The sequence below is a fragment of the Stappia stellulata genome (genome assembly GCF_020176715.1).
Taxonomy (GTDB): Bacteria; Pseudomonadota; Alphaproteobacteria; order Rhizobiales; family Stappiaceae; genus Stappia.
In genome coordinates this window covers 549,805-563,499 of the sequence record NZ_JAIVMF010000001.1, presented here as the reverse complement: position 1 = coordinate 563,499, position 13,695 = coordinate 549,805, and the positions used below count along the sequence as shown (strand labels likewise).

Genomic DNA, 13,695 nt, shown 5'->3' with positions numbered 1-13,695 from the left:
CCGAATGACCAAGACAGCCGAAACCGCAAGGATCGAACCCGGAACCGGTGCCGCACCGGCAGCCTCGCCGTCGCTTTTGCAAGCGCTTCAGCCGGAGGGCTGGCCGCAGCCTCGCGGCTATGCCAACGGCATGGCGGGACGCGGGCGCATGGCGCTCACCGGCGGCCAGATCGGCTGGACGCCGGACGGCAAATTCTCTGATGTCTTCGTCGAGCAGGTCCGCCAGACGCTGGAAAACGTCGTGGCCGTGGTGCGGGCGGCAGGCGGCGGCCCGGAGCATATTGCCCGGCTCACCTGGTATGTCACCGACATGGAGGCCTACCGCAATTGCCTGAAGGACCTCGGCCCGGCCTATCGCTCCGTCATGGGGCGCAATTTCCCGGCGATGGCGGTGGTGCAGGTGCTGTCGCTGGTCGAGCCGGAGGCCATGGTGGAAATCGAGGGCACGGCGATCCTGCCGGAGTGAGCCGGCACCGGGAGCCACCCCGGACTTGCCGGCGGAGAGCGACAGGCTAGTCTGGCGTTCCCGTGTCTCCGACCTGCGAGGAAAAGCCGTCCATGGATGTCCTGAACGCCCTCGACAGCCGCTTCAGTTGCCGCGCCTTTCTGTCCCGCCCGGTCCCGGAGCAGGTGGTGCGCGACATTCTCCAGGCGGCATCGCGCGCGCCCTCCGGCGGCAATCTTCAGCCCTGGCACGTCCATGCGCTTGCCGGTGACCCGCTTCAGCGGCTGGTCGGGGCCGTGCGCGAGCGCATGAGCGAGATGCCGCGCGGCGAACCGGGCGAATACCGCGTCTATCCGCCGGATCTCAAGGAGCCCTATGCCTCCCGTCGCTTCAGGGCCGGGGAGGATCTCTATGCAACCATTGGTGTCGCCCGCGAGGACAAGGTGGCGCGCGGGCGGCAATTCCGGCGGAATTTCGAGCTGTTCGGCGCGCCGGTCGGGCTTTTCGTCTATCTCGACCGGACCATGGGACCGCCGCAGTGGGCGGACTGCGGCATGTTTTTGCAAAGCGTGATGTTGGCGGCGCGTGCGCATGGACTGCACAGCTGCGCCCAGGAGGCCTGGGCGCAGTGGCATTCGCTGGTCGCGGACCATCTGAAGCCGCCGGCCGTGCACATGCTGTTTTGCGCCGTCGCGCTCGGCTATGCCGATGAGGCGGCGCCGATCAACGGCTTGCGCACGGAGCGGGCCGCGGTCGAGGATTTCACCCGCTTTTCCGGTTTCGGCGAGACCGCCTGAGCAACCGCTCAGGCGACCGCGCTTCCCCGTGCGGCCTGATCCGTCTGCCTGCGCACCAGCCGCGTCACCACATTGTGGATGATGCGGTGGCCGGCATCCTGGTCGAGCGACATGATCGATTCGGGATGGAACTGCACGGCCGCAATCGGCTCCTCGGTATGTTCCAGCGCCATGATCACCCCGTCCGCCGTTTCGGACGTGATGCGCAAGCCGTCCGGCAGGGCCTCCCTGACCGCATGCAGCGAATGGTATCGTCCGACGGTCACCGGTGACGACAGGCCGTCGAACAGCATCGATCCCGCCTCGAAGCGCACCGGCGACGGCTTTCCGTGCATCGGCACGTCGAGCTGCGCCAGTTTTCCGCCGAGCGCTTCGGTCAGCGCCTGAAGACCGAGGCAGACGCCGAAGATCGGCAGGCCGCGGGCGCGGGCGCGTCCGATGGTGGCCGCGCAGTCGAAGTCCTTCGGGCTGCCGGGGCCGGGGGAGAGGACCACCAGGTCCGGCGCGACATCATGGAAGACGCTGTCCGACACCGGCGAGCGGTAGGTGACGACCTCCGCGCCGGTCTGGCGGAAGTAGTTGGCCAGCGTATGGACGAAACTGTCCTCATGGTCGACCAGCAGGATTTTCAGCCCCTTGCCCGGCAGCGATGCCTCGGCTCCGGCAATGGCGGCGCGGCCCTGTCCGGCCTCGCGCACGGCGGCGCGCATGGCCTCCGCCTTGAGTTCGGTCTCTGCCTCTTCCTCTTCCGGGATGCTGTCGTAGAGCAGCGTCGCGCCGGCGCGGATCTGCGCGACACCGTCCTTGATGCGCACGGTCCTGAGCGTCAGACCGGTGTTCATGTCGCCGTTGAAGAGCACGGCACCAATGGCGCCGCCATACCAGGCGCGCGGGCTTTTCTCGTTGCGCTCGATGAAGTCCATCGCCCAGCGTTTCGGAGCGCCGGTTACCGTGACGGCCCATGTGTGCGACAGGAAGGCGTCGAGCGCGTCGAGATCGTCACGCAGGATGCCCTCGATGTGATCGACGGTATGGATCAGCCGCGAATACATCTCGATCTGGCGGCGACCGATCACGCGCACGGAGCCCGGCACGCAGATGCGGCTCTTGTCGTTGCGGTCGACGTCGGAGCACATCGTCAGCTCCGCCTCGTCCTTGGCGGAGTTCAGCAGCTTGCGGATCTGCGCCTCGTCCTCGATGGCGTTCTTGCCGCGCCGGATCGTGCCGGAGATCGGGCAGGTCTCGACGCGGCGTCCGCCGGACACCCGCACATACATCTCCGGGCTCGCGCCGACCAGATACTCCTGGTTCCCCAGGTTGATGAAGAAGCCATAGGGAGACGGATTGATCTCGGTGAGCCGGCGGGAGACGGCGGAAGGGGCAGCCGGGCAGGCCTCGTAGAAGGTCTGGCCCGGAACGGTCTCGAAGAGATCGCCGCGCTTGAAGTGATCCTTCGCCGCGCGCACCAGCTCGGCATATTCGCCTGGCACATGATCGCCGCGCCCCGGATCGCCGGCGGCGGGACGATAGCCCTCCGACTTGCCGTCGCGCGGCAGTCCCTCGGTGCTTTGGCCGTCGACCGTGAACTCGTATTCCACCACATGCGCCTTGCGGCCGTAGTGGTCGACCAGCAGGATCTCGTCCGGCAGATAGAGCACGACGTCGCGCTGGTCTTCGGGGCGCTCCAGCGACAATTCGATCGGCTCGAACTGGAACGCGAGGTCATAGCCGAAGGCGCCATAAAGGCCGATATGCTCGTCGTCGCAGGCAAACAGCGCATTTATCGCGCGAATGACGGAGAAGATCGATGGCTGGCGGGACCGTTCCTCCTCGGTGAAGGCGCGGGTCGGGCGGGCGATGCGCATGTCCAGCCGGTCGCCGTCGCGCGTCAGGCTTTCGAGGTCTTCAAGCTTGCGCAGATGCGTCTCGATGGCCGGCAGGAGGATGCGGCCGCGGTCGTTGAGCGCCTCGATATGCGCGTCGCGGTCGAGCGATTCCAGCACCAGCGGCGGATTGATCAGCGCCATGTCCCAGCGTGTGTAGCGTCCGGGATATTCGTAGGAGGAGGAGAAGACGGCGCCGCGTTCCGCATCCAGCCGGTCGATCCAGGGCGCAGTGCCTTGCGAATAGTCGGCGGCACGCACCCGCGTGGTGATGCCGATTCCGCCCTCGGTGACGAGGCTGATTTCGCGTCCGGTGTACATGTCCGTCTCTTCCCTTGCCGCGCCGCCGGACCCTTTCCCGCCGCCAGACATGACAAAGCCGCCGGCGGGACCCCGCGGCGGCTTTTCGATTTGCTTCAAGTGACGTTCGGTCACGCGCTGTCGATTGCCGCCTTTAAAGGGCGCGCCACCACCAGCCGCTGTTCAGGATCCGAATGTCGCTCATGTGTTTTCAGTAGCGCAAGGCGTGCGCGCGCGCAACGTGCAAATCATGCCGTCAGCGGAGGGGCCGGGTTCGGATCCTGCGTGCCGTCGACCAACCGCCCCAGCCGGACAGCGGTCAGCCCCTTGTCGAGACGGCGCGTCGGCATGATCAGCATCATGTTGTCCTCGGGCGTCGCGACGGACACGCCGCCGTCATGGGCGATCACGGTTCCGGCCCGCTCGATCACCTCGCCGCCGATGAAGCGCTGGGTGAAGCGGAAGGTGTCCGTCGTGATCGTGATCGGCGCGGCGATCTCGATGAACTGCTGGGGCGCGGGGGCCGGACGCGATGCGAGATAGTCCGCGCCGAACTCCGGCGCGACCGTGGCTGTCGCATGGAGGAAGCGCAGGCTTGTCTCGATGGCGACATCGGCGGCCTCCGCCTCCCAATGCTGGCCACACTCCACCAAGAGCGCGTTTCGCTCGCTCGAGGGATCGATGAACTCCGCGTAGTCGCGCAGCCGCTTGCCGGCCGCATGACCGGCATCGCTCACCACCAGCTCCGGAACGCCGATGGCTCGGGCGAGATCGCGTCCCTTGGCAAGCGGACCGGCCAGCATCAGCGGCGGCGTCGCGTTCTGCATGGAGTGGAGATCGAGCAGAAGATCGACGGTGTCGAAGAACGGGCGGAGCACGCGGGCCCGCCGCCGTTCCAGCGTGGCGTCGTCGTCAAGCGTTTCCGCCTGCCACAGCCGGTTCATGTCCTCATCCGCCCAGCGCGAGGCGAAGGGGTCGGCCGGATCGAAGCGGGCGTAGGCGTCGAGATTGACGAAGACCAGAGACAGCTTGCCCCTGACCGGCCGGACATCGTGCCTGAACAGCCAGTCGAGCGCGATCGGGCCGCAAAGCTCGTTGCCATGCACGATGGCGGAAATCGCCACATGCGGACCGGGTTTGCCGCTGTCGAAGGTCGTCACGCCCTCAATGCCGGTGTTGCCGGCAAGATAGGGGGTGATGTCGACCTTGGAGAGTTCGACGGGCGGCGTGTCGGCGGCAACTGCTGTCATGGTTCGATCCGTTTTTAGTCGTGCTTGGAAGGCTGAAGGAAGGGGCGGGCGGTCAGGCGCTGGCCTCGTCCAGAACCTTGTCGAGGAAGGCCTCGCATTTCACCAGTTCCGACAGGGCGATGAACTCGTCCGCCTTGTGGGCCTGCTCGATGGACCCGGGGCCGATGACGACGGTCGGCACGGCGCCGATCTCGACGAAGCGGCCGCCTTCGGTGCCATAGGCGACCTTGGCGTGGTCGTTGCGCCCCGCGAGACGCTTGGCAAGCCGCGTCACCTCGGCGTCGATCTCGGTATCGAGGCCGGGAAAGCTGGAGATCTCCTCGAAGGCGATGCCGGTTTCCGGCGCGATCGCCTGCATCTCCGGCTCCAGTTCCTCGCGGGCGTAGCGCATCACCTCCTTGACCAGAGCATCGACATCCTCGGCCGGGAGCGCGCGGAACTCGAAGGACAATTCGGCGCGGTCGGGCACGATGTTGAGCGCCGTTCCGCCCTGCAGGATGCCGGTGTGGGCGGTGGTGACGGGAACGTCGTAGAGATCGTCGCTCATGCCCTTGGCGAGCGTCTTGCCCATTTCGCGCACCTTCAGCGCCAGCATGGCGGCATAGTCGACCGCGTTGACGCCCTGCGGCGCCAGCGAGGAATGGCAGGTTCGGCCCGTAACGATGGCCTTGTAGGAGCGCTTCGCCTTGTGGCCGACGATCACCTGCATTTCGGTCGGCTCGCCGACGAAACAGGCGCGCGGCATGGCAACGGTATCGACCAGCTTGCGGATCAGGCTCGGCACGCCCTTGCAGCCGACTTCCTCGTCATAGGAGAAGGCGAGGTGGATCGGCGCCGTCAGGTCGCGGGCCAGCATGTCGTCGACCTTGGCAAGGCAACAGGCCAGAAACCCCTTCATGTCGCAGGCGCCGCGCCCGTAGAGCTTGCCGTCGCGGTCTTCCAGCGAAAAGGGATCGCTTGCCCAGTCCTGACCGTCGACGGGCACGACGTCGGTATGCCCCGACAGCACGAAGCCCGGCACGTCGCGCGGGCCGATGGTCGCAAGCAGGTTGGCCTTTTCGCCGGTCTCGTCCGGAATTCGGGTGGACGAGACGCCGCGCCTTGCCAGAAAGTCCTCGACATAGGCGATCAGGGCCAGGTTCGAGTTGCGGCTGGTGGTGTCGAAGGCAACGAGGTCGGCCAGGATCTGCGCCGCAACGGGTCTTGCTGAGGTTAGCATGTCAGTCGTCCTTTCACGGCCGTCAGGCCGGGTGTGAATAGGCGTCGGCCGGGACCGCGCGGCGGGCGTGTTCGATGAAACGCTGCGCAATCGGGGTCACCTTGCCGGATGGCATGAAGAACTGGGTGAGATAGTCCACGCGGGGCGTGAACCGGCGAAACTCGACACCCTCGAACCGGCGTTGACCCACCGGGAAGGGATTTACGAGGCCAAGCCCGATGCCGGATCGCACCAGCTCGCAAATGGCGATGCTGGTGGCCGTTTCGACCCTTATTTCGCGGTGAATGCCGCGTTCGGCGAAGATCCGGTCGTAGACATTGCGCTGGTGAAAGCGGCGGGTAAGGGCGATGAAGGGCTCGCCCGCCATGTCTTCCGGCGTGATTTCCGTTTTCTTCGCAAGACGGTGGCCGGAGGGAATCGCGGCATGGGCGATGGCGTGACGGAACGGGTGCATGCGCAGCCCGTCGTGCCGGATCAGATGGTCGCTGATGCCGAGATCGGCGTTTTCATCCGCGACGGCCGCGGCGACCGTCGTCGACATGCCGATTTCCAGGTGAATGCTGGCGCCCGGGTGGTCCTTGAGGAAGCCCGCGAACAATCCGGTCAGCAAATGGTGGCTCAGCGTCGGCGGCGCGGCGATGCGAAGCCGTTTGGCATTGCCCTCGTCGCTGTTGGTGGTCTCGAGACGGGCAAGTGTTGCGAAGATCGGCTCGATCTGCTCGTTGAAGGCCAGCCCCTCCGAGGTGGGCTGGATCTTGTTGCCGAAGCGATGAAACAATTCGCGTCCGAGCCGGATTTCGAGCTGCTGGATCGCGCGACTGACCGTCGGCTGCGAGATTCCAAGCTTGTGCGCGGCCGCCGTTGTCTTGCCCTCGGTAATCACCGCGCGCAAAACCTCAAGCTCGCGAAGGGTGGGGCCGTTTCGGTGGCCGCCGTCGCCCGCGGGGCGCGTCATGGGAAACCTCAGGGATAGGTATTTACGACAGGAATAGGACTATGCGTTCTTGTTATCGTTTTTACGTTGTCCATCATATAATCGCATAATAGCCTCCTGAACAAGCTGAAGCCGTCACGAAAACGATGACGGTTGCATGCAGCCGGAGATCCGTCCGATCCCGCTCCGGCTGTTCGAAAAATCCAGAGGGATCCGGAGGGGAGACTATCCAGATGAAATCCATCAAGGCGCCATTGATGCGCGTGATGTTTGGCGCGGCGTGTTCCGCCGTTGCCCTGGCCGGGCCGGCCGCCGCTGAGAGCATCACCATCGGCATGGCCTCGGAAGCGACATCGATCGACCCGCATTTCCACAATCTGGGTCCCAACAACCAGCTCAGCTTGATGATCTTCGATCGTCTCGCCAATCCCGATGAGCGCCAGAGCTTCGAGCCGGGCCTTGCCGTGTCCTGGAAACCGGTGAACCCGACCACCTGGGAATTCAAGCTGCGGGAAGGCGTGAAATTTCACGATGGCAGCGATTTCAATGCCGACGATGTGATCTGCACGTTCGAGCGTGCGCCGGAGGTGCCGAATTCCCCGGCGGGCTTCTCGACCTACACCAAGGGCAAGAGCTTCGAGAAAATCGACGACTACACGGTTCACGTGAAAACCGAGGCGCCCTATCCGCTGATGGTCAACGATCTCGGCAACGTCGCGATCATCTCCAACGAGGGCGGCTGCAACGGCACGACGGAGGAATTCAACTCCGGCAAGGCGGCCGCCGGCACCGGGCCCTTCAAGTTCGTCGAATATGTTCCGGGCGACCGGATCGTGCTTGAGGGCAATGACGACTACTGGGGTGAGAAGCCGATCTGGGACACGGTCACGCTCAAGCCGATCAAGTCCGGCCCGTCGCGCGTTGCAGCGCTCCTCGCCGGCGACGTCGATGTCATCAGCGGCGTTCCGACGACCGATATCGAGACGCTGAAGGCGCGCGACGACGTCACCCTGTCGCAGGGCGTGTCGAACCGCGTGATCTACCTGCACATCGATCAGTTCCGCGAGAACTCGCCCTTCGTGAAGGCCAATGGCGGCGGCGACATCAAGAACCCGCTGATGGACCAGAAGGTGCGTCTGGCGATCTCCAAGGCGATTTCGCGCGAGCTGATCCGCGACCGCGTGATGGAAGGGCTTTCCATTCCCGCCGGACAGCTTCTGCCGGAAGGCTTCTTCGGCGTGTCGGAGAACCTGAAGCCGGAACCCTATGATCCGGAAGGTGCGAAGGCGCTCCTCGCCGAGGCCGGCGTTCCGGACGGCTTCGAGCTGACGATCCACGGCCCGAACGACCGCTACGTCAACGACGCCAAGATCGTCGAGGGCATCGCGCAGATGCTGAACAGGATCGGCATCAAGGCACAGGTCGAGACGCTGCCGCGGTCGGTCTACTTCTCCCGCGCTTCGCGCGGAGCCGATGGCCTGCCGGAGTTCTCGCTGATCCTGGTTGGCTGGGGTGCGGGCTCGGGTGAGGCGTCCTCGCCGCTGCGCGCGCTGATCGCCACCTTCGACAAGGACAAGGGCATGGGCACCGCCAATCGCGGCCGCTATTCCAATCCGGAAGTCGATGCGGTGATCGAAGCCGCGCTTGCGGAGGTCGACGACGCCAAGCGTCAGGATCTGCTCGCCAAGGCGACGGAAATGGCGATTGCGGATCTCGCGATCATTCCGATCCATTATCAGGTCAACACCTGGGCGAGCCGCAACGGCATCAGCTACATCCCGCGCACGGACGAATACACCGTCGCCCAGGGTGTGGTGAAGGACTGATCCCGCGAGTGCGGGGGCGACCAGGATTTCCCGGCCGCCCCCGCACCTGTCATACGGTCCGGGTCTGTTCCCGGGTCGCGACCGCCGGCCACCATGTTTCAGTACATCTCGCGCCAGGACACACCGGCCCATGAGCGTTTTCATTCTTCGTCGCCTGCTGCAAAGCGCGCTCGTGATGGTCGCCATGGCCAGCATCGTGTTTTTCGGCATCCATATGGTCGGCGATCCGGTCTATATGTTCGTCTCTCCCGACATGGATCAGGCGGACATCGAGAAGGTGACCCGCGCGCTCGGCCTCGACCGGCCCATCTGGGAGCAGTTCTGGGCGTTCATGACGAGCGCAATCCAGGGTGACCTCGGCCAGTCTTTCGTCTTCGGCGAATCCGCGCTGGGCCTGATCGTCCAGCGCATGCCGGCAACGCTGGAACTGGCCTTCGCGGCCCTGTTCCTGGCAATCGTCTTCGGCATCCCGCTCGGCCTCTATGCCGGTCTCTATCCCGACAGCAAGACCTCCAAGACGATCATGGCCGGCTCGATCCTCGGCTTTTCGCTGCCGACCTTCTGGGTGGGCATCATGATGATCATGGTGTTTGCGGTGGTGCTCGGCTGGCTGCCATCGACCGGTCGCGGCGAGACCGTCGACGTCTTCGGCATCGAGCTTTCCTTTTTGACCCTCGACGGGTTGCAGCATCTGGCGCTGCCGGCGCTGAATCTGGCGCTGTTGAAGATCTCGCTGGTCATCCGCCTGACGCGGGCCGGCACGCGCGAGGCGATGCTGCAGGACTACATCAAGTTCGCCCGCGCCAAGGGCCTGTCGCGCAGCCGCATCGTCGGCGTGCATCTGCTGAAGAACATCCTCATTCCCGTGGTCACGGTGCTCGGGCTGGAGTTCGGCTCGCTGGTCGCCTTCTCGGTGGTCACGGAAACCATCTTTGCCTGGCCCGGCATGGGCAAGCTCCTGATTGAGTCGATCCAGCAGCTCGACCGGCCGGTCATCGTCGCCTACCTGATGATGATCGTCTTCCTCTTCGTCGTCATCAACCTCCTGGTTGACATCGTCTACTCGCTTCTCGACCCGCGCGTGCGGCTCGCAGACCGCGGAAACTGAGTGGACCCATGAGCGCCAGCGATCCATTGGACACACCAACCGTGACAGACACCACAGCGGCTTTGCCCGCCAAGGTCGACACGCCCCTGCGGCGTTTCCTGTCGGATTACGCCGACAGCCCGCTTGCGGTGGGGGCGGCGGCCGTCCTGTTCCTGATCATCCTGATCGCGATCTTCGCGCCCTGGATCTCGCCGCAGGACCCCTATGATCTCGCAACCGTGTCGATCTTCGACGCGCGCATGCCGCCGGGCAGCTACGCGATGGACGGTACGCCGTTCCTGCTTGGCACCGACGGCGCGGGCCGCGATCTCTTGTCCGCGATCTTCTACGGCTTGCGCATCTCGCTGTCGGTGGGCGTCGCGTCCGGCATCATCGCCATCATCGTCGGCATGAGCGTCGGGCTCGCCGCCGCCTATGCGGGCGGGCGCACCGAAAACCTGATCATGCGCGTGGTCGACCTGCAGTTGTCGCTGCCGGCGGTTCTGATCGCGCTGATCCTGCTGGCGATTCTCGGCAAGGGCGTCGACAAGATCATTATCGCGTTGGTCGTCGCACAGTGGGCCTATTATGCGCGCACCGTGCGCGCCTCCGCGCTGGTCGAGCGCCGGCGCGAATATGTCGAGGCCGCCGCCTGTCTCGGCCTCGGGCACGCGCGCATCATCTTCCGCCATATCCTGCCCAATTGCGTCGCACCGCTGATCGTCGTCGGCACGGTGCAGACGGCCCATGCGATCGCGTTGGAGGCGACGCTGTCCTTCCTCGGCGTCGGCCTGCCGCCGACGGAACCCTCGCTCGGGCTGCTGATCGCCAACGGCTTCGACTACATGCTGTCCGGCAAATACTGGATCGCGGTCTTCCCGGGCGTTGCCCTCCTGATCACCATTGTTTCCATCAACATGGTCGGCGACCAACTGCGCGACGTGTTGAACCCCCGACTGCAAAAGTGAGGACGGCATGAGCAAGTCACCCGTCCTGGAGGTCGAGGACCTCAAGACGCATTTCTTCACCAAGGCCGGCGTTGCCCGAGCCGTTGACGGCGTGTCGTTTTCGCTGGCACGCGGCGAGGTGCTCGGCCTCGTCGGCGAGAGTGGCTCCGGCAAGACCGTGACCGGCTTTTCGCTGATGGGTCTGGTCGACCCGCCGGGACGGGTCGTCGGCGGATCGATCCGCCTGGCGGGAGAGGAACTGGTCGGCAAGTCGGAACGCGACTGGCGTTCCTTGCGCGGGCGCAAGATCGCGATGATCTTCCAGGATCCGATGATGACCCTCAATCCGGTGCTGCGGGTCGACACCCAGATGATCGAGGCGATCCGCGCGCATGAGCATGTGTCGGAAGAGGCCGCCCGGGAACGCGCCCGCGCCGCGCTCGCACGGGTCGGCATTCCCTCGCCGGACGAACGTCTGGTCGCCTATCCGCACCAGTTTTCCGGCGGCATGCGCCAGCGCGTTGCGATTGCCATCGCGCTCCTGAACGAGCCGGAGGTGATCGTCGCCGACGAGCCCACCACCGCGCTCGACGTGACGATCCAGGCGCAGATCCTCTACGAGGTGCAGAAACTCTGCGCCGAGACGGGGCTCGCGATGATCTGGATCACCCATGATCTTGCCGTTGTCGGCGGCCTCGCGGACCGCGTTGCGGTGATGTACGCCGGACGCATCGTGGAGGAGGGGCCGGTCGGCGAGGTGCTCGACGGGCCGCTTCATCCCTACACGCGCGGACTGATCGGCTCCGTGCCCAGCCACAACCAGCGCGGCCGGCGCTTGACCCAGATCCCCGGCATGGCGCCGTCGCTGCTTGCCCTGCCGCCCGGGTGCAGTTTTGCCGCGCGCTGTCCGCGCGCCGATGCCGCCTGCACGCAAATGCCGGAGCTGGTGTCCGCAAGCGATCGCCGCGGGGTGCGCTGCCACCATCCGCACCGACCGGACGAGCCGGCCTATGAAGGAGGCTCGGCATGAGCAAGCAGCCCCTGTTGCGCCTTGAGGGCGTCTCCAAACGCTTCGCCAAGCGGCTGGACACCGCCGAGAAGATCGTCAATCTCCTTGGCGGTGATCGGCGCGAGGAGGTCGTGCATGCGGTCGACCGCGTCTCGATGGAAATCGCCGACGGCGAGGTCGTTGGCCTCGTCGGTGAAAGCGGCTGCGGCAAATCCACGCTCGGGCGTGTCGTCGCCGGCGTGCATGCGGCAAGCGACGGCAAGGTCTACTGGCGCGGCAAGGATGTCTCCACCTTGAGCGGGGCCGAGCGCCGCGACGCCCTCCTGAAGATCCAGATGATCTTCCAGGACCCGATGTCCTCGCTCAATCCGCGCATGCGGGTGCGCGATATCGTCGGCGAGGCGCCGCGCGTTCATGGGCTGATTTCGGCCGGCGAGGTCGATGACTATGTCGACAAGATGCTGCTGCGGGTCGGTCTCGATCCGGACTTCCGCATGCGGTATCCGCACCAGTTCTCGGGCGGCCAGCGCCAGCGCATCGGCATTGCCCGCGCGCTGGCGGTGGAACCGGATTTTCTTGTCTGCGACGAAAGCATCGCCGCGCTCGACGTCTCGATCCAGGCCCAGGTGCTGAACCTGTTCATGGACCTGCGCGAGGACCTCGGTCTCACCTATCTGTTCATCTCGCACGATCTTGGCGTGGTGGAGCATCTCTCCGACCGGGTGGTGATCATGTATCTCGGCCGCGTGGTCGAGGTGGCGCCGACCGAAGAACTTTTCGCCGGACCGAACCACCCTTACGCACAGGCCCTTCTGGACGAGGTCCCGCGCATCGACACGCGCAAGCGGGTGTTCCAGCCGATCAAGGGCGAGATCCCGTCGCCGATCAATCCGCCGAAGGGCTGTCATTTCCATCCGCGCTGCCCGCATGCCTTCGCGCGCTGCCGTGAGGAAGCGCCAGCCCTGCGCGAGATCGCGCCGGGTCGTCTGTCGGCCTGCCACCTGAACGACGGGTAGCGGGAGATGGCGGACGGTGGGCGCGTCGGGGCCGAGATGATCGAGATCCGCCGGCCGGCACGGGTGCTGGCGCCGCTGGTGCTCGACAGCCCGCATTCCGGCACGGTCTATCCGGAGGATTTCGATCCGCTGCAGCCTCCGTCGCGCTACCGACGGGCGGAGGACATGTATGTCGACGAGCTGTTTTCGGCAGCGCCCGACCTCGGCATGCCTCTGCTCGCCGCCCGCTTCGGCCGGATCTACTGCGACGTGAACCGGGCCTTCGACGATCTGGCGCCCGAAACGCTGGCCGACGGCGACGAACTGGTATTGGCGCCCAGCGCCAAGGCCCGGCTCGGCAAGGGCGTCGTTTGGACCGCGACGCCGCCGGACGGCGCACCGCTGCTCGCATCGGCGTTGCCGCGCTCCGACTACGAGGTGCGCCTGGAGCGCTGCTGGCGGCCCTATCACGCCGCCCTCGCGGACCTGCTTGCCGAGACCAGGGGCGCGGCCGGCGGGGTCTATCATCTCGATCTCCATTCGATGCAGCCCGTGGCCAATGCCATGCATGAAGACGAGACCGGAGGCTTGCGCCCCGACATGGTCCTGTCCGACCGCGAGGGCCGGACCTGTTCCGCCGGCTTCATTGCGGAAGCCCGACGGATCCTTCTCGACCTCGGGTTCTCGGTTGCGATCAACGATCCCTTCAAGGGGGCGGAGATCCTGCGTCAGCATGGAAATCCGGACGCGGGTGTCCACAGCCTGCAGATCGAGGTCAATCGCGCTCTCTACATGGACGTCGAGAGCTTTGAAAAGACGGCGGATTTTTCGAACACGCAGGAGCGTTTGACCCGGTTCCTGCGCGAGCTGCGCGACTGGGTCGCAGCACGTTAGACCCGCATTTCCACCTGGCGACAGTTGAATTTTGGACGCGGACAGGGCAGGAGAGCGCAATCTGTCACGCGCGGGCTTCCGCGCGCCTGCCCCAGGATCACGGAAACGC

At 65.5% G+C, this 13,695-nt stretch carries 12 protein-coding genes; 8 read left to right on the top strand and 4 right to left on the bottom strand.

Annotated elements, in window-relative coordinates; genetic code table 11:
- The first annotated feature begins 4 nt into the window (after positions 1–4).
- Positions 5–466 carry a RidA family protein gene (locus tag LC092_RS02555; RefSeq protein WP_224804726.1) on the top strand — a complete coding sequence of 154 codons (462 nt, stop codon included), beginning with the start codon at positions 5–7 and terminating at the stop codon, positions 464–466.
- Between the two features lie 92 nt (positions 467–558).
- Positions 559–1,242, top strand: a complete 684-nt coding sequence (locus tag LC092_RS02550; protein WP_224804724.1) for a nitroreductase — start codon at positions 559–561, stop codon at positions 1,240–1,242.
- Between the two features lie 8 nt (positions 1,243–1,250).
- Here LC092_RS02550 and LC092_RS02545 read toward each other — a convergent pair whose 3' ends face one another.
- The 4 genes from LC092_RS02545 to LC092_RS02530 all read right to left on the bottom strand — a co-directional run bounded on the left by LC092_RS02545 (position 1,251) and on the right by LC092_RS02530 (position 6,849).
- The gene (locus LC092_RS02545) at positions 1,251–3,446 is read right to left on the bottom strand and encodes an anthranilate synthase (protein ID WP_224804723.1); all 2,196 of its coding nucleotides are present in this window, start codon (positions 3,444–3,446) and stop codon (positions 1,251–1,253) included.
- A 227-nt stretch (positions 3,447–3,673) separates the two neighbouring features.
- On the bottom strand, positions 3,674–4,675 hold the full coding sequence (locus LC092_RS02540; protein ID WP_224804721.1) for a succinylglutamate desuccinylase/aspartoacylase family protein: 1,002 nt from the start codon (positions 4,673–4,675) through the stop codon (positions 3,674–3,676).
- Positions 4,676–4,727: 52 nt separating this feature from the next.
- The gene (gene argE / locus LC092_RS02535; RefSeq protein ID WP_224804719.1) at positions 4,728–5,894 is read right to left on the bottom strand and encodes an acetylornithine deacetylase; all 1,167 of its coding nucleotides are present in this window, start codon (positions 5,892–5,894) and stop codon (positions 4,728–4,730) included.
- A gap of 22 nt (positions 5,895–5,916) precedes the next feature.
- Complete coding sequence (locus LC092_RS02530; RefSeq protein ID WP_224804716.1) at positions 5,917–6,849, bottom strand: LysR family transcriptional regulator; 933 nt, start codon at positions 6,847–6,849, stop codon at positions 5,917–5,919.
- A gap of 212 nt (positions 6,850–7,061) precedes the next feature.
- Here LC092_RS02530 and LC092_RS02525 point away from each other — a divergent pair, with 212 nt between their 5' ends.
- From LC092_RS02525 to LC092_RS02500, 6 genes are all read left to right on the top strand, one after another.
- A complete protein-coding gene (locus tag LC092_RS02525; protein ID WP_224804714.1) occupies positions 7,062–8,654 on the top strand; it encodes an ABC transporter substrate-binding protein in 1,593 nt (530 codons plus the stop codon).
- 130 nt (positions 8,655–8,784) lie between these two features.
- Positions 8,785–9,762: an ABC transporter permease gene (locus tag LC092_RS02520; RefSeq protein ID WP_224804712.1), complete on the top strand. Its 978-nt coding sequence runs from the start codon at positions 8,785–8,787 to the stop codon at positions 9,760–9,762.
- 41 nt (positions 9,763–9,803) lie between these two features.
- Positions 9,804–10,709, top strand: a complete 906-nt coding sequence (locus LC092_RS02515; RefSeq protein ID WP_224804710.1) for an ABC transporter permease — start codon at positions 9,804–9,806, stop codon at positions 10,707–10,709.
- 7 nt (positions 10,710–10,716) lie between these two features.
- The gene (locus LC092_RS02510; protein ID WP_224804708.1) at positions 10,717–11,718 is read left to right on the top strand and encodes an ABC transporter ATP-binding protein; all 1,002 of its coding nucleotides are present in this window, start codon (positions 10,717–10,719) and stop codon (positions 11,716–11,718) included.
- Positions 11,715–12,713 carry an ABC transporter ATP-binding protein gene (locus tag LC092_RS02505; RefSeq protein ID WP_224804706.1) on the top strand — a complete coding sequence of 333 codons (999 nt, stop codon included), beginning with the start codon at positions 11,715–11,717 and terminating at the stop codon, positions 12,711–12,713. The genes LC092_RS02510 and LC092_RS02505 overlap by 4 nt, the downstream gene beginning before the upstream one ends.
- A gap of 6 nt (positions 12,714–12,719) precedes the next feature.
- A complete protein-coding gene (locus LC092_RS02500; protein ID WP_224804704.1) occupies positions 12,720–13,586 on the top strand; it encodes an N-formylglutamate amidohydrolase in 867 nt (288 codons plus the stop codon).
- Positions 13,587–13,695 lie beyond the last annotated feature (109 nt).